The sequence below is a fragment of the Marinobacterium mangrovicola genome (genome assembly GCF_004339595.1).
Classification (GTDB): Bacteria; Pseudomonadota; Gammaproteobacteria; order Pseudomonadales; family Balneatricaceae; genus Marinobacterium_D; species Marinobacterium_D mangrovicola.
Map to the genome: position 1 here is coordinate 393,031 of NZ_SMFU01000009.1, position 23,946 is coordinate 416,976.

23 protein-coding genes are annotated in these 23,946 nt (G+C 53.3%); 2 read left to right on the forward strand and 21 right to left on the reverse strand.

The window, feature by feature from the left end; genetic code table 11:
• Positions 1-6: 6 nt before the first annotated feature.
• The 16 genes from CLV83_RS14215 to murJ all read right to left on the reverse strand — a co-directional run bounded on the left by CLV83_RS14215 (position 7) and on the right by murJ (position 17,979).
• A complete protein-coding gene (locus CLV83_RS14215) occupies positions 7-3,420 on the reverse strand; it encodes a pilus assembly protein (protein ID WP_132293624.1) in 3,414 nt (1,137 codons plus the stop codon).
• 222 nt (positions 3,421-3,642) lie between these two features.
• Positions 3,643-4,356: a hypothetical protein gene (locus CLV83_RS14220; protein WP_132293627.1), complete on the reverse strand. Its 714-nt coding sequence runs from the start codon at positions 4,354-4,356 to the stop codon at positions 3,643-3,645.
• Between the two features lie 8 nt (positions 4,357-4,364).
• Entirely contained in the window at positions 4,365-4,796 is a 432-nt protein-coding gene (locus CLV83_RS14225; RefSeq protein ID WP_207894899.1) for a pilus assembly PilX family protein, read from the reverse strand.
• On the reverse strand, positions 4,793-5,815 hold the full coding sequence (locus CLV83_RS14230; protein WP_132293630.1) for a PilW family protein: 1,023 nt from the start codon (positions 5,813-5,815) through the stop codon (positions 4,793-4,795). The genes CLV83_RS14225 and CLV83_RS14230 overlap by 4 nt, the downstream gene beginning before the upstream one ends.
• 2 nt (positions 5,816-5,817) lie before the next feature.
• Positions 5,818-6,288 (reverse strand): type IV pilus modification protein PilV, encoded by a 471-nt coding sequence (pilV, locus tag CLV83_RS14235; protein ID WP_132293633.1) that lies wholly within the window; start codon positions 6,286-6,288, stop codon positions 5,818-5,820.
• A 5-nt stretch (positions 6,289-6,293) separates the two neighbouring features.
• Positions 6,294-6,779, reverse strand: coding sequence for a GspH/FimT family pseudopilin (locus CLV83_RS14240; protein WP_132293636.1), 486 nt, complete (start codon positions 6,777-6,779; stop codon positions 6,294-6,296).
• A gap of 226 nt (positions 6,780-7,005) precedes the next feature.
• Entirely contained in the window at positions 7,006-8,802 is a 1,797-nt protein-coding gene (locus CLV83_RS14245) for a type IV pilus modification PilV family protein (RefSeq protein WP_132293639.1), read from the reverse strand.
• A gap of 1 nt (position 8,803) precedes the next feature.
• Positions 8,804-9,904: a hypothetical protein gene (locus tag CLV83_RS14250; RefSeq protein WP_132293642.1), complete on the reverse strand. Its 1,101-nt coding sequence runs from the start codon at positions 9,902-9,904 to the stop codon at positions 8,804-8,806.
• An 11-nt stretch (positions 9,905-9,915) separates the two neighbouring features.
• Entirely contained in the window at positions 9,916-10,650 is a 735-nt protein-coding gene (locus CLV83_RS14255) for a PilW family protein (RefSeq protein WP_165900319.1), read from the reverse strand.
• Between the two features lie 10 nt (positions 10,651-10,660).
• Positions 10,661-11,173 carry a GspH/FimT family pseudopilin gene (locus CLV83_RS14260; RefSeq protein WP_132293648.1) on the reverse strand — a complete coding sequence of 171 codons (513 nt, stop codon included), beginning with the start codon at positions 11,171-11,173 and terminating at the stop codon, positions 10,661-10,663.
• Positions 11,174-11,178: 5 nt separating this feature from the next.
• Positions 11,179-11,598: a type IV pilin protein gene (locus tag CLV83_RS14265; RefSeq protein ID WP_207894901.1), complete on the reverse strand. Its 420-nt coding sequence runs from the start codon at positions 11,596-11,598 to the stop codon at positions 11,179-11,181.
• Between the two features lie 64 nt (positions 11,599-11,662).
• Positions 11,663-12,091, reverse strand: a complete 429-nt coding sequence (locus tag CLV83_RS14270; RefSeq protein WP_132293654.1) for an FKBP-type peptidyl-prolyl cis-trans isomerase — start codon at positions 12,089-12,091, stop codon at positions 11,663-11,665.
• A complete protein-coding gene (gene lspA / locus CLV83_RS14275; RefSeq protein ID WP_132293657.1) occupies positions 12,088-12,597 on the reverse strand; it encodes a signal peptidase II in 510 nt (169 codons plus the stop codon). Before lspA ends, CLV83_RS14270 begins: the two co-directional genes overlap by 4 nt.
• A complete protein-coding gene (gene ileS, locus CLV83_RS14280; protein ID WP_132293660.1) occupies positions 12,597-15,413 on the reverse strand; it encodes an isoleucine--tRNA ligase in 2,817 nt (938 codons plus the stop codon). The genes lspA and ileS overlap by 1 nt, the downstream gene beginning before the upstream one ends.
• Positions 15,414-15,441: 28 nt before the next feature.
• Positions 15,442-16,371 (reverse strand): bifunctional riboflavin kinase/FAD synthetase, encoded by a 930-nt coding sequence (gene ribF, locus CLV83_RS14285; protein WP_132293663.1) that lies wholly within the window; start codon positions 16,369-16,371, stop codon positions 15,442-15,444.
• Positions 16,372-16,485: 114 nt separating this feature from the next.
• A complete protein-coding gene (murJ, locus tag CLV83_RS14290; protein WP_132294376.1) occupies positions 16,486-17,979 on the reverse strand; it encodes a murein biosynthesis integral membrane protein MurJ in 1,494 nt (497 codons plus the stop codon).
• A gap of 276 nt (positions 17,980-18,255) precedes the next feature.
• Between murJ and rpsT the strand changes: the two genes are divergently transcribed.
• Positions 18,256-18,519, forward strand: a complete 264-nt coding sequence (gene rpsT, locus CLV83_RS14295; RefSeq protein WP_132293666.1) for a 30S ribosomal protein S20 — start codon at positions 18,256-18,258, stop codon at positions 18,517-18,519.
• Positions 18,520-18,719: 200 nt separating this feature from the next.
• Here rpsT and proB read toward each other — a convergent pair whose 3' ends face one another.
• The 4 genes from proB to rplU form a co-directional block, all read right to left on the reverse strand.
• Positions 18,720-19,844 (reverse strand): glutamate 5-kinase, encoded by a 1,125-nt coding sequence (gene proB / locus CLV83_RS14300; protein ID WP_132293669.1) that lies wholly within the window; start codon positions 19,842-19,844, stop codon positions 18,720-18,722.
• Positions 19,845-19,877: 33 nt separating this feature from the next.
• A complete protein-coding gene (gene cgtA, locus CLV83_RS14305) occupies positions 19,878-21,083 on the reverse strand; it encodes an Obg family GTPase CgtA (protein WP_132293672.1) in 1,206 nt (401 codons plus the stop codon).
• A 97-nt stretch (positions 21,084-21,180) separates the two neighbouring features.
• Positions 21,181-21,438 carry a 50S ribosomal protein L27 gene (rpmA, locus tag CLV83_RS14310; RefSeq protein ID WP_132293675.1) on the reverse strand — a complete coding sequence of 86 codons (258 nt, stop codon included), beginning with the start codon at positions 21,436-21,438 and terminating at the stop codon, positions 21,181-21,183.
• 18 nt (positions 21,439-21,456) lie between these two features.
• On the reverse strand, positions 21,457-21,768 hold the full coding sequence (gene rplU / locus CLV83_RS14315) for a 50S ribosomal protein L21 (protein WP_104004598.1): 312 nt from the start codon (positions 21,766-21,768) through the stop codon (positions 21,457-21,459).
• 274 nt (positions 21,769-22,042) lie between these two features.
• On the opposite strand from rplU, the gene ispB reads away from it, so the two are divergent.
• Positions 22,043-23,011, forward strand: coding sequence for an octaprenyl diphosphate synthase (gene ispB / locus CLV83_RS14320; protein WP_132293678.1), 969 nt, complete (start codon positions 22,043-22,045; stop codon positions 23,009-23,011).
• 140 nt (positions 23,012-23,151) lie between these two features.
• Here the strand turns inward: ispB and CLV83_RS14325 are convergent, their stop codons facing one another.
• On the reverse strand, positions 23,152-23,784 hold the full coding sequence (locus tag CLV83_RS14325; RefSeq protein WP_132293681.1) for a thiopurine S-methyltransferase: 633 nt from the start codon (positions 23,782-23,784) through the stop codon (positions 23,152-23,154).
• Positions 23,785-23,946: the final 162 nt, after the last annotated feature.

A 23,946-nucleotide genomic window follows, 5' to 3' on the forward strand; every position in this document is an offset into this window, starting at 1 on the left:
CTCCCATCACTGCATTAGCTCACGCCAGGCGATACGGCCGCTTTCACTGCCGTCGTTGATGTTTACCGTTTCGGGCTCAACATTCCTTGAACCAGTGGTAACCAGCACCTGACCGCCGCTATCCTCATCAGTGATGCTACCGCTGCTTACACCTGCGTCGGTGTTTGAAAAGCCGGAAGATACCTGGCCATCAACTCCGTCATCTACATCAAACTCACCGTCTCCGTTCACGTCAAACACTTGGTAAGTCATTGCACTACCAGAGTTGTAATCGAGTGCGAGGAACCAGCTACTACCGCCGCCGGCACAGGGATCTGCCGAAGGGATCAACGTACTAAATACAACGAGATCAGAGGTCAAACTCGCTCTAGAAACGACACGTTCACCCTCCGCACCAAAGCCTCCGTTAGCCGAGCTTACAAATAGATCCATAAACCAGCCCTTATTACTGGCGGTCAATGTATTCCGGGATGTGGTGCGCAGCGCCAAGTTACCGTTGTGAACTTCCCGGGTAATATCCTGCTCCAGAAGTGCAGAGCGGTCAGAAATTTCGTTACCCTCATCATAGATGCCATAGAACGACTGAATCTGAGGGTCGTCACTCACAATCTCATCACCCTGTTCATGGAAACTACCGGTACCAAAGAGTACAACCGGATCACCATTTCCATTGAGCGCTGCGCTGAGCGGGGCCGTAATAGGCTGGCGAACACCAGCTGAATCCTTAGCGATGAACAGTGGCTTAGCAACATTGCCCTGTTTTAGAGAATTTGGAACGTCCCACTGATTGGCATTTGATCCATCAATATCTATTCGCCAAAGGTTACCCTCGGTATCACCCACATAGATTCTGTCTGAAACCCGGTCACGTCCGAGATCAACGACCAACGGCGCTCCCAATTCACCGCCCGCGGTAGGCAGCTCTACCTCAGCGATAACAGACCCGTCAGCGGCATCCAGAACCCATACATAACCTTCGTCCTGTGTAGTCTCGTAACCACTGCTGACAACTACACCAAACTTGCCGTTCGCCAAGGATACAAGAGAGGGCTGCTGTACCAGCCGTCCCATATCATCATTCGTGAATTCCCAGAGAACACTATCCGAAGACATCGCGTCTGGATTGGAAATGTCCAGTGCGAAAATACTGTTTCCTCCAGCACCAGTGGTACCCACGGCCAGGGTTGCCCAACGATTGCCCAGCCACGCATCGCCAAGCCTTGGTGTACCGTCAACATAATACCGGTGTAGATAATCAGGATTAGCTAGTTCATGAAGATTTTCTATGATTGCGCTGGGTACGTATCCAAATAGTTCTGTTCCACTGCCTGTTTCACCTTCACTGGCATCAAATACATGCAGCATTCCGTCATTAGCACCCACCACAACTACCGGCGGTTTGTTCTGATAAATACTGCTCTCACGATATTCCGTATAACTGGTACCTAGACTTCCAGATAACGCGGAGTATCCGAAATCATCATGATAAAGATACTGGGGGCTAGAATTCACAATATCGCCCATACGACTCGCGCGTGGACGGAGGTATTCGGCGCTCTCATTACTACGATCACCCTGAATGTAATCGATCAAGTCCGATTTTTCCTGGGAAGACAAAGACCCGTCGCCGAGACTATCTAGCTGAGACGGAGTTAGCTGAGAGAAACTGCGACCAGCGCGTGCAACACTACCGCCAGAGATATCTGAAAAATCGCCCGCCGTATAAATTTTGCGGCTGGAGAATGATGTCAGACCATCGAGCTTATCTGCAGCACTCCAAACCTCTGAACCTACATTACCGTACTGGTCTATATCTATAGCGATGAGGTCACCGCTCCAGAGGTTGGTATCGAAAAGCGCCTGAAAGATCAGTGAGTCAGTCTGGAGCTGATCACTATTGAAAGATACGGCTGTTGCTGTGGATGTCAGAGAAGCTGCAATATCCTCAAAGGCACTTTTCAGACCTTCAACCATGTCATCAGCCTGACCGGCAGGAAAATAATTATCCGCTCTTTTCAAGTTCCTACCAGACTGTGTAAGCACTTCACCATTGGTGAACCACCAGTTATCAGGTAATGGATTGGGTATATCAGAGTCGTGAGGACCGGTTATTTCTGGAAGCTCACATCCCGGGTCGTTATCAGGGCAGCGCGGTGTAAGACCGCCATATTTTGCCGTGAGCCAAAACTGGTTACGCCCTACGTCCTCGAGGATCTGGTTTTCCAGCACGTCCACCCAATAAGTTTCGATAGACTGTTTTCCATCAAGGTCGTCTCGGATATCTCGCGTACGCGCATCAAAGGCCAACCCAATCATATAGCCAGCATTACGTGTAGCACCAAAGCGGCTTTCGTTATTCAGGTTCAGCCCTTCCAGTGCTCCAACAACACCGTTAAGGTCTTCGACATCCACGTCTGTGTCATCAGATACGGCGCTGGGCCGCCCCGGCTCGCCCGATGTTCCTGTACGTCCCGGAAGGTTTTGATCGTTGTGGGTATATACGTCACCAATACCTAGAATCACGTTTTTCTGGCAACTATACTGGATTGGGTCCTCCCAAGTTCGCACAACCGGGAAACCATCAACCCACGCAGCTTTGGTTGTGTTACTGGGGTTCGAATTATGGGCAGGGGATCGAGTTGAATACTCGGGTACCGATTCCAAACCACGGAAGTACCGAGTAGCCGTGTAGTAAAGTTCACTAACAGGGTCATTAGTTTTAAATTGGTTATTGTTCAGTTCACCAAACTTGTTGATGTAATTCATCGCGCCGCTATCTGCAACAGGAACACCGAAGTAAGTCGCTGTTGCTGAAGCGGCATCTGAGTCCGGGTTTTGAATTAATACACCCGTGTTAGCGTCCCATTCCGGAGCGCTATTGGTACCCCAACCGGTTTCAGGGTCTCGAGCACGTAAACCGATAAAACGCTGACTGGCGCGCAGCACACCGCCATCACGCCCTTTTTCCCTATCATTCAGATAGCCAAAAACGCTGTATCGAATACGATCGGAATACTCCTGCATCAAGCCTTCGGGTTTCCAGCCTTGAGAATATTGCTGGCAATTACTTTCAACACCGACGGCTGGATCACATACTTTAGCCCTGACAACAGCACCGTAATTGGCGGAACCAGTAGGATCATACTTCGCCATACCCTCATTAAAATCAGGCGTATAGCTCGCAACCTCAAGGTCATCTACGTAATAGCCATCGCCATCTTGAAAATATAGCCGGGTAAAGTTACCAACCGACATATTATTTGTGCCAGATACAGAAACGACCTGATTATTTCCGTCAAATATCGTCAGCGAAAGATGTCCTATCCCATCATTTACCAACTCAAACTTATACCATTTCCATCTATCCAAGTTAGCAGCAGTACCGGTGACATTCCCCTGTTGCCACTGGCTGTTTCTCATGATATCCAGCCATATATTATTTCCACCTTGAGCAGAGACAGTAACTCCATAGCCGTTACCGTTATTATCAGCAATATATATTCCGGTATAGTTATCATTGGTCAGGTAAAATTTTCCGGAATAGACGAACCCACCATCAATATTAAAAGCGTTATAGATATAATTACTATTATTATATCCCCCTTGCCTTTTATTAAGTGAGTAGTTACCTCGATAACTTCTTTAATTAGACCTTCGTATCTGTTGATTGCTATAAGCTGAATCAGCGCCTGATCTCAAATTATTACTTTCAAAATCTTCCTGATATAGCAAAGTGGTGTTTCGATTAGACGCGTCTTCACCCAGATATTCGGCGCCGCTCGGCAAACCGATAGCCATATTTTTACCCTGGCCGTCGATATCTGTATAAATCCAGTCGGCATCAAAGGGAGTTAGGTCTGCAACCAGGCTAGAGCCACTAATAGTTCTGCGTGGAAAATAATTTCCCTGGCCATCATGACGTGCCTTTTCCACCCAAGTTTCCGTAGGTGTATCTTTGACCCGCAGACCACCAGTCAGTGCCCAGCGGAACGGATCAATCGTTTGAGTAGTCGCCCAGTTTAAATAGTTACCGCTCCATACAGGCCCAGGACAGCGCATATTTTCGGAGATCGATGTAGGATAAAAGTGTCGCTCACTCTCAGCAGCGCTGCCGTAATAGTCATAACACTTGCGGGAGTCGAAATATCCAATATAGGGCGTATCAGCATCATAAGTATCAGCGAGATTCGCGACACTATTTACCGTGGGGAACTCGACCGACGGAACTATCGCCAAATTGCCCGGTACACTGCTACCCAGAAACAGCGGTTCCTGAGCCACGTCTGCTGCGGCTGGGCACGATGCCAACAAAGCGACAGAATATAGCCAGCTCTTGATACGAATTCCTTTCATCATCCTGTCGCCTATCGTTCTATTCTGTATGTCGATTCTAGCCGCACGTTACTATTCCCAGATAAACCTTGGGATTCAGCAACTACCCGCACAATCATAATCGCGAAGTCAGGACTCTCATTAGCATCCAGAGAGGGTTCATACTCAACCGCCTGCTCAGTGACAGTGTAGGTTGCAGGTACTGTATTACCGTTTATATCGACCGTGATTGTTCCATTACCATCCACATCAGGAAAGTCATTCTCGGCATCGGACTCTCCCTGACGTAACGCGGCCTCCGCCGCCTGGAATGCCACGTGGCGATCCCTGAGGTTCCCTGCCATCCGCTCTTCCATCGTTGTCGTCTGCATCGCACTGACGCCAATGATTGTGATCAAAAGCAGCATTATAAGCGCGACTATTAAAGCCGCTCCCGATTCGTCTTTATTCATTTTCGGGTTCATGGCAGTTTGTTCCTCAGTGCGACTGTGGAAGTAAACACCCTGCGCAACCTTCGATCCGACGTATCTACCGCCTGGAACGGAGCTGGCAGCGCATCGGCCGCTACTTCAAGAACATTGTCAGTCTCATCCGATACCAAAAGAGAAAGACGGGCAGACAGCACCTGGTCCCAGTTTCCTATTGCATCTGCGGTCTCGTATGAATTGACATTATTGTCGTTATCGCTATCTACTCCATACTCGACCTGCATGCTTTGTATGTTACTAACCAGCTCAACATCGCCACCAAGCTTCCCATCTGACTGTAACCGAGCGCGACGCAAAGCTGGCCCCCCTCCCGTTCCTGTACCCACGTAGTAAAGCATCGAGTCAAACTGGAAGATCTGCATCTCATCATCATATTGGTGACTGAAATCATTGGTGCCCGGGTTTTTATTGCCGGGAACAAAACCACCGCCACCACCTGCGCCCCGCGTCAAAGACTGTGCATTGGCGTTATTCGCCTTTTGGAACAGGTCACAACCGATAGAATCAGCTACAAGAATTATCGTGCCTCTGGGAATTCCACTTGCAGCCGTGATTTGTATTGTATTTGCATTTGCGGGCGTGTTCCCCGAAGCAGTAACACCGGTGAGATTGGCTGCATTTTTAAGAAGGAGTACATCAGTGCCGGGCTGGTAACCAACCAAATCATCAGCGAAAGCTCCCGCGTCATTGTTCCAGCCAGAGATCCCTCCGGCAAAAAAATGAAGCAGCTCTGAATACTCGTCATCAGTCTCGTCTAACAAGTTATTTACGGTAGTGCAGCCTGCCTGAAACCCGGCCTGCCGGATGTCGCGGGACAAGAACTCCATCGCAAAGCGACCACTTTCTTGAACTCGTGACAAGGCATCATTCACAGAATAGGAACGGATGCCTCCTACGTAAACGACCAAAACACCTAGAATAATGAAAAGGCCGATGGTCAGACTGACCATCAACTCAATGAGCGTAAAACCCGTTTGAGCGGAGCGTCCCTGCATGACTATATCTCTGTCTCGAACTCGAAAACGTTGTTTTGGGCGTTGACTCCAGCAGCCTGATCGCCTGCATCATCAAGCAATTCACCACGACTATCATCCCAGGTAAGGCTGATTGTTACCGAGTCGCCAGCCCAGCTGATTGCACCGCTGGCAGTGGCACCGAGTTCGCTTCTAACCCGGTTATCCCAAGCCTGGCGGAAACTACAGGAGCTAGAAGTACCGTTGCATGAATTGTCAAACTCTCCTGCTTCCGCATCCGCGGGAGCGGCCCGCATGGCATCGGCTAGATCGTAGGCAAGGAAAGAAGCCTGAGAGCGCAGGTAGGCGCTGTGGTTGCCCTTGGTGGTGTAGGTCATCATTCCGGCGACCCCCAACAACCCCACGGCAATCACAAACATAGCGATCAACACTTCGATAAGCGTTGAACCAGACTGGCTGTTTTTTGGAAGGTTAACCTTCCCATCCCTGGACATAGACTTCAGTTCTCCTCAACTTCAAAGCCTCCGATGGCGGTTACTTTATAACCACCAATATTACCGTCTCCATACGATAACGAAAAGTCAAAAGTGTTCTGATTCTTCACTCCTCCCATGGGCGTGAACGTAATCATTTGTTCAGTGGTATTGAGAGTGAGCCCATGTTCACCTGGCACCGCATCCCAAACCCTAACCGGCGCGGCCCCACTTGGCACCACAAGCCATCCTACACTCCAGTCAGCAGCGTTACTACACGCAGTACCTGCACTGTTTCTCCTACAAAGCGTGGTTTCCACGCCACGCGTAACCGCTTCTGAGCGTGCCACCTTAACGGCAGATGCTAGACCTTCGCTGATAGCGCGGCGCTGACTGCTGTCAATAAAGTTACTGAAGCTGGGGATACCGATGGTCAGCAAGATAGCCAGAATGGCAACCGCGACCATGAGTTCCAGGAGGGTAAAGCCTGATGTTTTACTGCGTGAGCACATAGATCAGAACCAAATCCTTGCGGTTCCTGAAAACACTGAAGTTGTATCGAGACAGAAATATCCCACCCTAGTGCAAAAAAAGCAAGGCCGGGTAATGTTACTACCCGACGAACTCAGAGTAATAATGCGTCTGACCAACCTTAATTGCGTATAGGAGCTGCTCTCTAAATGTATTCTGACCCGACTTTTCAAAGGGGGCTGGTTATAGAAAGACAACCATTTCCCCTTAGGTTTCGTCACACAAGTTGTTGCTTCTACCGAATTTGAAATCTTCACCGACTACAGATGTTGTCCCTGTGGCCGTTGATGCCGCAGGTATCCAATAATAAGCAAAGTTATTTGAGAGACTATCACCAGAATAGGTATTATCACCGCCGTCAATATTTGGGCAACCGACAACTCCCGTCTCCCCTGACAGGCTATCATCTGGCTCTGCCGTTAAATAACCTTCCCAGCCAATGGGAATCTGACAATTATAAGGATAGTAGTGACCTCCGTCAGTCAAATTATAAGTGCCGTCACCCTCGCTAACGCGGCAAATAATTGACACCTCAGGAAGCGGATTACCAACAATGTTGTAATTTAAAGGATTTTTCAACGCGCTGTCATTCGAGCCAAGCGAATCAGCCAGAAAAAATCGGCCATTTATAGCGGTTCGTACTACAGTGTAGCCCAAAACGACAACCCCTCGCTCATCCGGATAAAGCGAGTCTTCGGCATTATTCCGGTCAGAACTATCAACCATAACGCCTGGCATTAAAATCTCATCAGAACCTGAAATATCAAAATTCTGGTCACTTAACGAGTTAACAAAATCGGAGTCAGTATTTATATCACCACAACTCACACTCTTGCCACTAGCCACTACATACGGTTGTTTTATTACGTTACCTAGAATGGAGTCCGCCCCCGACGTAATAACATTGGGATTTATCCAGAAGTAATCACTAACATAAACATCATCCAATGCGCGAGTAGCGCCAGAAACCTCTGTGGTAAAGCGAACCATCCCTGACTGACCCACTACATTTAAATCAGAAACATTCCCCCCTGACACGGTAAACCCAGAGGGAAACTGATCAATAATACGGTATTGATAGCTCCTAGACTGAGGTTCGCAGACCAAGTCATTCTTGCCCAATTCGATCACATCGCCCAAGTGGTACCTGAATATATTGACCGAACCACGCCAACCTTCACCCATTAGACACTTGTAATCGGCCACCTTATAACTACCCGACTCATAGGCTTCATCATATATTTTATAAATTACGCAATTAGCACCAGCGGTTGCCAAAACATCAATATAATCGTCTTCATTTTCATAGTGATAATTGAATAGGCTATCTGGTAAAGGATTATCCGGATAATTAACGATCCTGCCCTCGATCTCCATAACGTTAGTTGATCCATTGAGGGAAATCAGCTCATAGGCCTGCGGCGTTCCATCTTCGCTTTCGATCACCACGCCTGCAGTATCACCTGAGGTAACAACTGTTCCAATGGCACCAGAAACACCGGCCATCTCTTCACGATTCAATGCCGAGGCAGTACCCGTAGGAATTTCGATACTACCAAAATTACTACTGACCCCAGCTTCTCCAGCATCTTCTGGCTCAACTATATTGACTACGGGCATCCAAAGAAGCTCTGATGTTAGGCGGACCGAATCATCCCCTCCATTCCAACTAACAACAACAGTAACCTCCTTAAAGTCGGCCCCTGCCCCGCTCGCCGGCCCCACAATTTGCTGCACTGAAAAAATTGCGTTTGAACCTGAAACAGTACTCGAAGCGATGCTGGGAATAGCTTGAAAGTCTGCAGGCAAGGTGATGCCCCTGAGTTCATCAAGGCGTTTCTCAGCCAACTTCAATGCGTATGATCGAGCTTTCGAATTACCGCTCTCAGCAACCAAATAGCTTTGAAAAAGTGCCGCACCCAGCAAACCTACTGTGAGCACAAAAAAAGCTATAATTGCTTCAATTAAAGTAAAACCCGACTGTTTTCTACGATACGAGTTCATATTATAACTCCCAGTCCCGCCATCCACCGTTGACAGCACTTAAGACAAATCTATTTTTAAACCCGTCACTCACACCGGGCGAATTCTCGATGGTAAAATTACCGTTACCTATATCTGCATCCTCTAAACCAATAATTCCACCATATATATACGGACCACCATTAATCTTTTCTATGGTTTTTGTTGATATAATAAGTCCATAAAATGTGCTATTGGCTTGAATATCAAGACTTCCATCAACGACTAAAATTACGGGACTATCTTCCGTACCTATTGTTGTATTTGACGGAAGACCATACGCCTTATCGGGATCTGAATCATCAGTGTAATAAATAACGCCTGTACTACTATTTGCGACCGCAGAATTAAATTCATCCCTTGTCATTTCGTCAGCGTATACATTAGATCCCGCCATACCCTTTAATTCGGCGAGACTATATCCAACCAAGCTAACGAGCATTTCTTCCTTCGTAGCGCTAGCCAACTCAGGATCGCTATGAATGACATCAGGACCAATTGTATTTTTAGTAGTACTAATTTGATTGGGCTGCCCATCGATCATTATCTTCGTTTGAAAAGCCCCGTTTTTATCGATGCCACCACCTGTCCAGACATTTATATTTTCATCGTTATTAATGAGTTCAAATGTCCCTGATAAAGTTGCATTACCTTTTGCAACAAGCGGTATTGTAGCCATTGACGGGAATAGAGGATTTTTAGCCAATACTTGATAGAGAATTCTCTGAGTTGACGAGTCATCACTATACCCCTCAGAGCGTATTACCGAAAACTCGGCTTCCGCTCCGCTAACCAAATCCGCCATATAACCGTATGAAGCCACATCGAATGAGCGCGATACAGGGAAAGCAGCGCTAGTTTGCTGTAGCTGTATTTCGTATATCCCTCTATCAATGCCCCCCTGTGCGGCATGAAACGCCTGCTTACCACGGTATTCATTTGCAACAAGCTGCGTCTCACGATTTACAACACCAGACATGTAGAAGAGGACACCAAGCACTGCAATAAGCAAAACGACTGCCGTCACCAAGGTAGCCATACCCTGCTGCCGATATTTGGGGGTAACCAAAGCTTTGGTAGTCATACACGATCTCATTAGTCGGTCAGCGTATTATTTCTGATTTTTACAGTTTCGCTTACACGGTTTTGCCAACTATCGTCCCTGGAAACCTCAGCCGAAAACGCCACACTCACAACCCTTACGGTGACGTAAGGATCAGCACCAAAGCTGGTGCACCCTGGCGACATAAAAGCTTCAGACGCCGCCGACGATGTCAGTGAATAACAACGGCTCTCTGATGTATCCGTAATAGCAAGCGACGTTACATACATAAAAGACGAATCTGTAAGAGAGACCCAGCCCGCATCATTCGTACACTGACTACTGTCTGAAATCGAGGCTGCACTAGCTTTATACTGAAGTTCTCCGTTGTCTCCGCTAGTAGGATAAAGCCTGAAGCCACTCCGATCCGTATCAGCTACCGTACTTAAACCCGCACTTTGCTTGTCATAGCTGTAAAGTACGCACGTAGAGCTCACAATATTCAGAGCCATTTCACCCGCAGGGTCCCCGCTATAAGGCGATGTACCGGCCGCCCCTGACGCCTGGGCATTCCAATACCCCGCCCTGCGCAGCTCGCCGGTCATCAAATCACTCAGAGTCGCCACCTCCTGATTAAGACGGGTACTGTTTAGTACATCGGTACTCGACCTTAATGCAGTCAGAAAGATGTAGATCACACCCGATAGCACGATCAAACCGACCAGCAGACCCACCATCAACTCAATTAGAGTATAGCCACTTTGCCTGCACTGTTTACCGAATTCCATGTACGCTTCCTCACGGACAGTCTGGGTATTGGCTAACATCATCTGAACAGATTTCTACACGCCCAATCGGGCTTAGCGACACGATGACCTTCCAGCCTGAAGGAGAGCCAACTGCCAAGCTGCCGGAAACATTGGTGTTCAGGCCTGGCTTTTCAAAAGCAATCGTTACTGATGTCGCCACTTCTGTCGTCGGATAATCCTCAGAGTCAACATCAAGCACTGGCAACCCATTAACCTCGCCTGCGGGAGGATTCGTATCTCCATATACCGAAGCCCAGTTCGCTCCGTTGGAAACCTGCAGATAGATAGTTTTATTGTTGGATATTGCTGCACGTTTGGCTTGCTGTATCTGCCCATGTAAGGCTTCAGTCGCGCCAACAAGGCGTTGCCGCTCGATATAGTTCCCGAAGTAGGGCGCAGCTAAAGCTACCAGCACTGCCAGAACAGCAATGGAGATAAGTAACTCAATAAATGTAACGCCAAGCTGACCTGAGGCTTGAGGAGTAAAGTCTTTTAGACGCATCGGGATCACCTCGACCAGCAGTCTTTATCTGCATACCCCGTATACTGAGGTCCGTCTTGACTCGGAGGGTCACGTTCAACTGCAAAAGTGCCACAGGAATCATTTACCTGATCACCGTTAGGCTCAGCCTTTACCAGGTAGTTAGTTGACTTTGTTGCATCCTCAACGGTGATCTCAATATCGTAATAACCGTCAGGAGACACAGTATCCACACCCAAGGACGCAGCATTAGAGGTAAAGCTAACGTTGTTAGCCCGCCACTTTTCCTGCTCAATGCGAATTTCGGCCAACGCATTCATAGCATCGGCCCTGCGCGCCTTTCTGACGTAATCCTGATAAGCGGGGTATGCAATCGCCGCCAGGATGCCCACTACGGCAACGACGATCATCAGTTCGATGAGAGTAAAGCCAGTCTGTCTCTTCATCCGTGCGGTATCCATACAAGTGTTTGCATTCCCGCACTATAGCAGACTGGCTTTCTATTAGAAGTTAGTTAACTGAGAGAATTTTGACCTCGAACAGTAACGTCTTTCCTGCCAGCGGATGATTGAAGTCCACTGACACGCGTTCGTCGTTAAACTCGGTAACGACACCGGGGATTTCACCGCCTGGCTCCTGAAAGGAAACCACCAGACCAGGTTCAAGATCCATGTCTTTGAAATCCTTGCGTGACAGCACCTGGATGTTGCTCGGGTTATGCTGACCGAATCCGCGTTCGGGGGCGATGGTCAGCTCGGCTTCATCGCCCTCTTTCAAACCAAGCAGCGCCTGTTCGAAACCTTCAGGGATATTGCCATCGCCAAAGGTAAAGGTGGCCGGCTCGGCCTCAAAGTTGGAATCAATAATCTGGCCATCCTGGAGTTTGATGGCAAAGTGCAGGGTGACCTGCGTGTCGGGACCGATGGTCGCTTGGCTCATTTTCCACTCTCTTTGGCGTTTTCATCGCCAGCAAACAACATATCGATAATCAGAAGAATCGCGCCACAGGTGATCGCGGTGTCCGCCAGGTTGAAGGCCGGGAAGTACCAGCCGCCGTAGTGCACGGAGATAAAATCGACCACATGACCGTGAACTATACGGTCGTAGAGGTTACCCAGAGCACCACCGAGCAGCAGAGACAGGCCTGAGCCGAGCCACCAGGCGCGAGCCGGTGTGCGTTTCATCCACACCAGCAGCATCAGGCTCACTCCCAGAGCGATCAGGATGAACAGCCAGCGCTGCCAGCCGCCCTCTGCCGCCAGGAAGCTGAACGCCGCTCCCTTGTTATAGAGCAGCGTCAGATCAAACACCGGCAGGACCGACACGGGATCGGCATAGGTCAGCCGGGTATCGGCCAGGTACTTGGTACCCAGGTCCAACAGGATGACGACCGCGCTAAGCCAGAGCCAGCGCAGTGCGCTGGCCTTATTTGTGAGCGGCTCCATCAGGCGTACTGGCGCTGTTCGCCTTCTCCGCTGACGTTTTCAACACAGCGACCACAAAGCTCCGGATCTTCAGCGTGCTGACCCACATCTTCACGGTGGTGCCAGCAACGGGCACATTTGGGCTGTTCGGAGGCTTTAACCGCCACCTTGAGACCTGCTACGTCTGTATCGCGGGCGCCTTCGCCCTCCGCCAGCGGCGCGATGCGGGCCACGGAGGTGATCAGTACGAAACGCAGCTCGTCACCGAGGCGCGCCAGATCCTGCTGCAGCGCTTCATCGGCATACAGAGTCACTTCGGCAGCCAGAGACGCTTTAACCAGCTTCTCGCCACGAGCATCTTCCAGACACTTGTTCACAGCATCTTTAACCGCCATGACACGCTGCCAGAACTCCGGCGTGAACTCGTCATCGAAGGCGACGGTGGTAAGACCTTCATACCAGGTGGTCAGCAGCACACTTTCGCGACGCTCACCCGGCAGCACCTCGTAGATCTCTTCAGCGGTAAAGCTGAGGATCGGCGCGATCCAGCGGGTCAGCGCTTCAGCGATATGGAACAGTGCGCTCTGGCAGGAGCGACGCGCCAGGCTGTCCGGCTTGGTGGTGTACTGGCGATCCTTGATGATATCCAGGTAGAAACCGCCCAGCTCACGCACACAGAAATTGTGCACCTGCTGGTACACATCCAGGAAACGGTAACCGTCGTAGGCGTCGATCACTTTTTTCTGCAGTTTCGCTGCGGCATCGACCGCCCAGCGGTCCAGCGCCAGCATCTGTTCCGGCTCGACCCTATCTTTCTCGGGATCGAAGCCGCTCAGGTTAGCCAGCAGGAAGCGCGAGGTGTTACGGATACGGCGGTAAGAGTCGGCGGTACGCTGCAGGATCTGCTTGGACACGGCCATTTCACCGGAGTAATCGGTGGAGGCCACCCACAGACGCAGGATATCGGCGCCCAGGGAGTCGGTAACTTCCTGCGGTGCGATCACGTTACCGAGCGACTTGGACATCTTGTAGCCTTTCTCGTCGACGGTGAAACCGTGTGTCAGCACCTGCTTGTACGGCGCGCAGTCGTTGATCGCGATAGAGGTCTTCAGCGATGACTGGAACCAGCCGCGGTGCTGGTCGGAGCCTTCCAGGTACATGTCCGCCGGGAAACGCAGACCGTCACGCTGGTTCAGCACGGAGTAGTGAGTCACGCCGGAGTCGAACCAGACATCCAGAGTATCGGTAACCTTGTCGTAGTCGTCCGCTTCGTTGCCCAGCAGCTCTTTGGCATCCAGTTCGAACCAGGCATCCATACCACCCACTTCGATCTTCTGCGCCACCTGCTCGATCAGCTCTTTGGTGCGCGGATGCAGTTCGCCGCTCTGTTTGTGGGTAAACAGGGTGATCGGCACGCCCCAGGTACGCTGGCGGGAGACACACCAGTCCGGGCTCTGATCCACCATCGCTTCGATGCGGTTCTGACCCCAGTCCGGGAACCACTGCACGCCCTTGATCGCTTCCAGCGCGTGTTTTTTCAGCCCCTTTTCTTCCATAGACACGAACCACTGCGGGGTCGCACGGTAGATCAGCGGCGTCTTGGTACGCCAGCAGTGCGGGTAGCTGTGCTGGAAGCGCTTCTTGTGCACCAGCTTGCCTTCGCGCTCCAGCGCTTCGCAGACCGGCTCGTCGGCTTTGTAGACGTGTACGCCGGCGAACTCGCCCGCCTCACCGGTGTAGGTACCGTTAGCCTGCACCAGGTTCAGTGTGTTCAGGCCGTATTTCTGGCCGACGACAAAGTCTTCCATACCGTGATCAGGCGCGGTGTGCACCGCACCGGTACCCGCATCGGTGGTCACGTGATCACCCAGGATCACCGGCACCTGCTTGGCATAGATCGGGTGGTTCAGCTGCAGCAGCTCCAGTGCGGCACCGTTGACGGTCGCCAGCACGTCGTACTTATCCACACCCCAGCGCGCCATCACATCATCAACCATGGATGCGGCCAGCACTTGGCGGTCCAGCCCCTGCTCGGTGTGGGCTTCAACCAGCGCGTAGTCCAGCTCGCCGTTCAGCGACACGGCCTGGTTGGCCGGAATGGTCCAGGGGGTTGTGGTCCAGATAACCAGGGATACTGGTGTCTCGGTCGCTTCCTGGCCGAACAGCGCCAGCACTTTCGCCTGATCCGCGAAGGTGAAGCGCACGTCGATGGAGGTAGAGGTCTTGTCTTGATACTCCACCTCGGCTTCCGCCAGGGCGGACTGACCGACCACGCTCCAGTAAACCGGCTTGTAGCCCTTCACCAGGTGACCGTTCTCGATGATCTTGCCGAGGGCACGGACGATGTTGGCTTCGGTATCGAAGTTCATGGTCAGGTAGGGGTTGTCCCAGTCACCGAGCACGCCCAGACGGATGAAGTCGGCCTTCTGGCCTTCTACCTGCTCGGCGGCGTATTCGCGGCACTTCTGACGAAACTCACGGTACGGGACCTTGTCACCGGCCTTGCCGATCATGGTCTCGACCTTGTGTTCGATCGGCAGACCGTGGCAGTCCCAGCCCGGCACGTAAGGCGCGTCAAAACCGCTCAGGGTTTTCGACTTGATGATCATGTCCTTGATCACCTTGTTAACCGCATGACCGATATGAATATTGCCGTTGGCGTAGGGAGGGCCATCGTGCAGGATGAACTGCGGACGTCCTTTACCCTCTTCGCGCAGTTTCGCGTAGAGGTCGATCTGCGCCCAGCGCTCAAGCCACTGGGGCTCACGGTTGGGCAGATTGCCTCTCATTGGGAAGGCCGTTTCCGGCAGGTTCAGCGTCGGTTTGTAGTCGGTCATAACAAATTACGTCCCAGGATTATCTTTTTCAGCATTGCGATTCGAGCCAGCCACGTGCGGCCTCGATATCGTCCTGAATCTGTGTCTTCAGCGCGTCGAGGCCGTCAAAGCGGCGCTCGTCGCGCAGGAAATGTCTGAATTCCACCTGCATCAACTCGCCATACAGGTTGCCGCTGAAGTTCAGCAGGTGAACTTCCAGCACCGGCTGTCTGCCGCTTACCGTAGGCCGCATACCCACGTTGCAGACGCCGGAATAGCGCTTGCCGTTGACCAGTGCGTCCACCACATAAACGCCACGCAACGGGCAGGCAAAGCGGTGCATACGCACATTAGCGGTGGGCGAGCCCAGCTGCCGGCCCAGCTTCTGCCCATGCATCACACGACCGGCGACGCGGTAAGGCCGCCCAAGCAGCCTGGCGGCCAACTCAAAATCATGCGCCTGCAAAGTGGTGCGAATACGGGAACTGCTGATGCGCTCGCCGTCCACCTCACAGGTGGCGGTTTCCTCAACCGAGAAGCCGTACTTGTCGCCGGCGTTCTTCAGCAGTTCAAAATCACCGCGCCGGTCGCAGCCAAAACGGAAGTCATCCCCCACCACCAGGTGACGGATATTCAACCGGTCGATCAGCAGTTGGGTGACGAACTCATCCGCCGACATGCTGCGCAGACGGGTATTGAACATCAGGCAGAGCACACGCTCGACCCCGGCAAACTCCAGAAACCGCACCTTCTCGCCAAACCGGGTCAGCCTGGGTGGCGCGCCCTCGGGAGAAAAGAACTCGCGTGGCTGAGGTTCAAAGATGATCACCACGCTGGGCAAGCCGAGTTCCGCCGCCTTCGCATGCAACTGATTCAATACCGCCTGATGCCCCAGATGTACGCCATCGAAGTTACCAATGGTCGCGACACACCCGAGATGGCGCTCACGCAGATTGTGTAAACCGCGAATCAATTCCATACGCGACTAAACGAGACTCCATAAAAGCGAGATGAGCAGCGCCAAAGGCGCAGCAACGGTTCTTGCGAAAACGCCGGATTATAGCCTGAAAAGCAGGGTTTGATTAAGCCCTGATCAACCTCTCAGATGACGTGGACGCACGCCAGCCACCACGAGAACGATCACATAGACCGCAAGACCACCAAAAACCAGCGTTGCCATCCAGACACCACGCTGCCAAACGTCCGCTGCCAGCCAGTCGGAAGAGGGTCGCGACAACCAGAACAACAAACCGCCCAGAGCCGCATTGGCCAGCAGCAACCTGAGTGCAAAAATCCCCCACCCCGGCTGCCGATTAAAAACGCCATCCTTGATCAGACCACGTAGCAACAGCCCCGCGTTCATAAAGGCCGACAGAGCCGTCGCCAACGCCAGGCCCGCATGGGCCAGCGGCCAGATCAGAATCAGGTTAAACACCATATTCGTTGCCATCGCCTGCACCGCTACCTTGACCGGCGTCTTGGTATCCTGACGGGCAAAGAAACCGGTGGCCAATACCTTGATCAGCATGAACGCTACAAGGCCTATGGCATAGGCGCGCAAACTGCGGGCCGACATCTCGATATCCAGGTCGGTCATCGAGCCATAGTGAAACAGCGTGGTCAGCAGCTCTTCGGCCAACACCACCAGCGCAACGGCGGCGGGCACGCCGATCAACAGCACCATGCGCACCGCCCAGTCCAGCGTTTTACGGAAATGCTCCGGTGACTGCTCGGCGTGCTTGCGCGAAAGGCTGGGCAAAATAACGGTGGCGATCGCAATACCGAACACACCCAGCGGCAACTCGGAGAGGCGGTCCGAGTAATACAGCCAGGACACGCTACCGGTCTGCAGAAAGGACGCCAATACCGTATCCAGCAACAGATTGATCTGCGCCACAGAGACCCCAAAGAGCGCCGGCAGCATCAATTTCATAATCCGCTGCACGCCCTCATCCTTCCATCCACGCCGCGGCACAGGCACCAGCTGCAGACGCGCCAGAAACGGCAGCTGGAACAGCAGCTGCAGTGCACCGGCCATAAACACACCCCAGGCCAGCGCCATAATCGGCGTCTCGAACTGCGGGCTTAGCACCACCGCCGAGAAAATCAGTGTCAGGTTCAGCAGTACCGGGGTAAACGCAGGTACGGCAAAGCGGCCATACGCATTGAGAATCGCACCACAAAATGCGGTCAATGAAATCAGCGCCAGATAGGGAAAGGTGATTCTGAGCATCTCAGCGGCCAGATCAAACTTATCCCCGGCATCCATGTAAAACCCGGGCGCAAACAGCGCCGCCAGCAGCGGGGCCCCGAGCACCCCCAGCAAGGTGACAGCAACGAGAATCGATCCAAGCGTTCCGGAGACCCGGTAAACCAGTTGCTGCACAGCCTGCAGATCTCGCTGGGAGCGATATTCCGACAGAACCGGCACAAAGGCCTGGGAAAACGCGCCCTCGGCAAATAGCCGGCGCAAGAAGTTAGGAATCTTGAACGCGACAAAAAACGCGTCAGCACTGCCGCTAGCCCCAAAATAGCCGGCTATAACCACATCGCGCACCAACCCCAGCACACGCGAGAGCATGGTCATCACACCAACCACAGCGCTGGATCTAAGCAGGCCCGGCGGCGACTTTTCTGCCTGGGTTTGAGTACTGGACAAGAGAGGGATTCCGTTCAGCTAAATGGAGCTATGATAGTCAGGTTCTGGCTGGCTGATCATACAGCGACAGGGTTGCATGGGAAACGGGCAAAAAGCGGATCGGTTACTTGACACTCAATCGTCAAACATGAATAATCTCGCGTCTAATTTTTCGGCATTACGTACCGCCGATCCTGATTAACTCAAATTTTAAGGAGCCAGATCGTGGCGAATTCCGCAGGATCCCGTAAACGTGCTCGCCAGGCGGAGAAGCGTCGTAAGCACAACGCTAGCCTGCGCTCCATGGTGCGCACTTACTTCAAGAAAGTTCTGAAAGCAATCTCCAGCGGCGACCAGGCTGCTGCACAGGAAGCCTTCAAGACTGCCCAGCCGCTGCTCGACAGCGCTGTTAACAAGGGCATCTTCTCGAAGAACAAGGTAGCTCGCACCAAGAGCCGTCTGAATGCAAAGATCAAAGCAATGGCGTAATGCCTGCTGATCGAAGCTCCAAAAAAACCGGCGTAAGCCGGTTTTTTTGTGCCTGAAATTCGCCCTCGTGCCGATCGGGCGGGTACAACGGTTGTTTTTAGCCGATCAGGGTTAATCGCAACAAGGGCCTCGCTACAAAAAAGCGCGCCATTCCCATTACAGAATGGCGCGCTTCGCGACGATTAACGCCGGCAGAATCTTTAGGCCAGTACCAGGTTATCCCTGTGGACAAGCTCAGGCTCACCCACGAAACCAAGGATATCCACAATCTCACCGCTGGCGTGACCGATAATCTGACGCGCAGCGCCGGTGCCATAATTGACCAGGCCACGAGCAACGATTGCCCCCGCCTCATCCTGCATGAGCACCATCTCCCCGCGGGAAAAATCACCCTGCACAGCTTTAACACCGGCAGGTAGCAAACTCTTACCACCGGTCACCAGAGCCTTAACCGCCCCAGCATCCAGAGTAAGCGTGCCACGGGCCTGCAGATGACCAGCAATCCACTGCTTGCGCGCCGCGACCGGCTCTTTCTCCGGTACCAGCAAGGTACCCAGCGCCTCACCGGCAAACAGGCGCAGCAGGACATCATCCTCGCGACCGCTGGCGATAACCGTCTGCGCCCCCGAACGGGCCGCCAGACGGGCCGCACGCACCTTGGTAGCCATACCGCCACGACCCAGCTTGCCACCACCGCCCGCCATGGCGATCAGGCTCTTATCATCAGCCCGCGCTTCATGGACAAAGGCCGCATCAGGATTGGAGCGCGGATCTGCCTCGTAAAGCCCCTGCTGATCGGTCAGCAGAATCAAAGCGTCCGCTTCGATGGCATTGGCCACCAAAGCGCCGAGGGTATCGTTGTCACCAAAACGGATTTCACTGGTCACCACCGTATCGTTTTCATTCACAACGGCGATGACACCCAGCTCAATCAGCGTGCAGAGCGTGGAGCGGGCGTTCAGGTAGCGCTTGCGGTTGGACAGGTCATCATGGGTTAGCAGCACCTGAGCGGTACGCAGGCTGTGACGCTCAAAGGCGGACTCGTAAGCACGCACCAGCCCCATCTGACCTACTGCTGCCGCGGCCTGTTGGCGATAGATCTCACGCGGTCGCGACGTCCAGCCCAAACGCTTCATCCCTTCAGCAATGGAGCCGGAGGAAACCATCACAACCTCGATACCGCGCGCGCGCAATTCGGCGACCTGGGCAACCCAGCGGCCGATAGCCTCCAGATCCAGACCCTGACCATCATTGGTCAGCAGCGCACTGCCGATTTTTACCACCCAGCGACCTTTGCGGGCCAACCCCTTACGACCGGTTACCACCTGCTTCTCCCTACCTAAACGGGCGCGACCTGACTAGCGCACCCACTCAACATCGACATCATAATCGTCTTCGTCGAAGTCATCATCGTCATCCAGACCATCTTTTGCAGCCTGGCGACGTGCACGCGCTTCAGCCTTGAGGCGCTCGAGGTTTTCGCGCGCTTCCTGATCGATGGTGGCGCGAATTTCACGCTCTTCATCCAGCAGCTCCGGATTTTCCGCCACAGCTGCAGCACGCTGGTCGAGGAAGTCCTGCAGGTTATGCACAAGCTCTTTCAGACCTTCCTTATTGAGCGCCGAAATCCGGTACACCGGACCCTGCCACTCCAGCGCATCCAGCACCGCCTGACAGGCGGCTTCACGCTCTTCTTCCGGCAGCAGATCCAGCTTGTTCAGCACCAGCCAGCGCGGCTGTTCCGCCAGAGTCGGACTGAACTTCTGTAGCTCGGCAACCGCGGTAACCGCAGCCTCAGCAGGCGTAGTCTCACCCCAGGGCGCCATATCAACGAGGTGCAAAAGCACACGGTTACGCGCCAGGTGCTTAAGGAAGCGGATACCAAGACCGGCACCTTCCGCTGCACCTTCGATAATCCCGGGGATATCGGCCACGACGAAGCTGCGATGAGCCTCGGTACGCACCACACCCAGGTTCGGCACCAGGGTAGTGAACGGATAATCCGCCACCTTGGGCTTGGCCGCTGATACAGAACGGATCAACGTGGATTTTCCCGCGTTCGGCAGACCGAGCAGCCCCACATCGGCGATCACCTTGAGTTCCAGGCGCAAATTGCGCAGCTCACCCGGCGTACCATTGGTAGTCTGGCGCGGCGCACGGTTCACACTGCTTTTGTAGCGAGTGTTACCCAGACCATGGAAACCGCCCTGGGCGATCTTTTCGATCTGACCGATCTGGGTCAGGTCGGCCAGCACCTCATCGGTGTCCACATCCACCACCGTGGTACCCACCGGCAGCTTCAGCACCATGTCCTCGCCCTTGGCACCGGTACAGTTACGACCACTGCCCTGCTCGCCATTCTGCGCTTTGTACTGGCGGGTATAGCGGTAATCGATCAGCGTGTTCAGACCTTCGTCAGCCTCAACGTAGATCGAGCCTCCATCACCACCGTCACCACCGTCCGGCCCCCCTTTCGGGATAAACTTTTCGCGCCGGAAGCTCATGCAACCGTTGCCGCCTTTACCGGCCTCAACCGTGATGATCGCCTCATCGACAAATTTCATCTGTTACCTCCCGAAAGAGCTGACGCCGGCAGACGACCGGCTTAAAAACAAAAAAAGCCCCGCCTTAGCGGAGCTTTTTTCAACTTCAGCGTGCCGCTTAGGCAGGAACCACGCTGACGTATTTACGGCTGTTCGGGCCTTTAACCTCGAACTTAACAACACCGTCCGCTTTAGCGAACAGGGTGAAGTCTTTACCAACACCTACGTTTTCACCAGCGTGGAACTTGGTACCGCGCTGACGAATCAGGATGTTTCCAGCGATAACGTTCTGACCACCAAAGCGCTTAACACCAAGGCGCTTGGACTGTGAGTCGCGTCCGTTACGCGTAGAACCACCAGCCTTCTTATGAGCCATTATAAATCTCCTGTCTGATTAGCCACTGATACCAGTGATTTTAACCTCAGTGAACCACTGACGGTGGCCCTGACGCTTCATGTGGTGCTTACGACGACGGAACTTGATGATGTTCACTTTCTCGCCGCGGCCGTGGGAAACGACTTCAGCCGCAACCTTGGCACCTTCAACAACCGGCGCGCCGACTTTGATGTCGTCGCCGTTGCCGACCAGCAGCACACGATCGAATTCAACGTTGGAACCGGCTTCAGCGGTCAGCTTTTCCAGCTTCAGCGTCTGGCCTTCCTGTACGCGGTACTGCTTACCACCGCTAACAATAACTGCAAACATGTATTTCTCCAGTGTTTTGCCTGCCCGGCTACTAGGACACAAACCTACTTCTAAGGGAGCAGCTCAGGATCATTACTGATCCGCTGAACCACGGCACCCTATGGTAGGGAGCAAAGATGGACAGGCTTAGGGCGCGCAATTTTACACAAACCCCAGGTGTCGCTCAATAGATAACCCGGACAAAAAACCACCAGCCTGTGCATTTCTTGACACCTCGAAAGCTTCTCCCTAGCATTCGGCCAACTATTCTGTCGACAAGTTACCTCTCTCGCCCATGCAGCCACACCAGCTTAACCCGTTGATAGAACCGCAGTTTGATGCGGTCACCGAGTACATTCTCAACCACCTGGGTTCCAACGTCCCTCTGGTTGAAAGTATCGGCCACTATATCGTGGAGAGCGGCGGTAAACGCCTGCGCCCTCTGCTGGTGCTGCTGGCGGCCAACGCCTGTGGCTACGAAGGTAAACAGCATATCCCGCTGGCGGCAGTGATCGAGTTTATCCACACCGCGACGCTGCTGCATGACGACGTGGTCGATAACTCCGACCTGCGCCGCGGCAATGCCACCGCCAATGCCAAATGGGGCAACGCCCCCAGCGTTCTGGTCGGCGACTTTCTCTACTCCCGCTCCTTCCAGGTAATGGTGGAGATCGGCGAAATGGCGATCATGAAAGTGATCTCCAACGCCACCACCGTGATCGCCGAGGGCGAGGTGCTGCAGCTTCTGAACCAGCGCAACCCGGACACCACCGAAGAATCTTACATGAACGTGATTCTCGGCAAGACCGCCATGCTGTTCGAAGCGGCCACCGAGTGCGGCGCCATTCTCGCCGGTAGCAATGACGAATCACGTGAGGCGCTACGTCTTTACGGCCGCCACCTCGGCATTGCCTTCCAGCTGGTCGATGACGTGATGGATTATCTGTCGAGCAGCGAAGAGATGGGTAAGAACGTCGGCGACGATCTGGCCGAAGGCAAGGCCACCCTGCCGCTGATCTACGCCATGCGTGCCGGCAACGAAGAAGAGCGCAAGCAGGTTCGCGAAGCGATCCGCAAGGGCGGACTCGATGACCTGACACCGATCCTTGAAATCGTGCGCAAAACGGGCGCCATCGATTACACCCGCGACAAGGCCCAGGAACAGGTCGATCTTGCTCTGGCGGCTCTCGACACCCTGCCGGAAACCAGCTTCCGCGACACTCTGGCGCAGATCGCCGGCATGGCCGTGCAGCGCACCAGCTGAAGCGTTTGCGGCGATCTTATCGACGCGGGGACGCCTCCTGCCTGGTTCGTTTCAGGTAGGAGCAACAACCCCGTCGCGCTCGACCTCCTCCGCTTGAGATTACCGCCGAGCAAGGTTTAATCGGCCCAAGGGCGGACCGCCTACTGCCGATGCAGCAGATAGGCTACTTCACGCACCGCCACATCACTTTGGCTTTTTGTCGTTTCTGCGTCTGCCAAACGGATGACGGTGAATGCCGGCTCGAACAGTTCACGCACCTCGTTTTCAGGCACGGAAAAAGGCGGGCCACCATCGCCGCCAAACTCCAGGGAGATCAGCAGCACTTCCACGCCAGGCTCCAGCCGCTGCGCCAGGCGTTCGGCATAGCGCCTGCGCATGGTGGGCGGCAGTGCGATCAGTGCGGCCCGGTCATAAACGGCGCCGACACCACGAAAGACTTCCCAGGGCAGAGCAAACAGGTCGGCGGTCAGCAATACGATGCCATCACGTTCGCGCCGGTGATAGGTATCCACAGTCACCGCCGCCACATCGGCGCCCTGTTCATGGAAGAAATCCCGGCAGGCGATATCACTGAGCTCTACACCGAGTACCTCATGGCCCTGCTCCCGCAGCCAGAGCATATCCCTGGATTTACCACACAGGGGCACCAATACCCGGGTTCCCGGCTCAAAACGCAGCTTTGACCAATACTGTTGCAACCAGGGATTAACTTCCTGCTGATGAAAGCCGATGCGGTTTTCCTGCCAACGCTGATGCCAGAAATCATGTTCCATTTTTTATTTATCCCAGCTGGACCCACACTTTAAGTAGAGCGCCATTCACGTATGTCACAGCGCTCCTTATGGAAATTAGCTGACACAGCCCGTGCCTCACAAGCTGCTAACCGGTATAATGTGCCGCTATTCTGAACAATTTTGTATGTGGATAAACAGTTT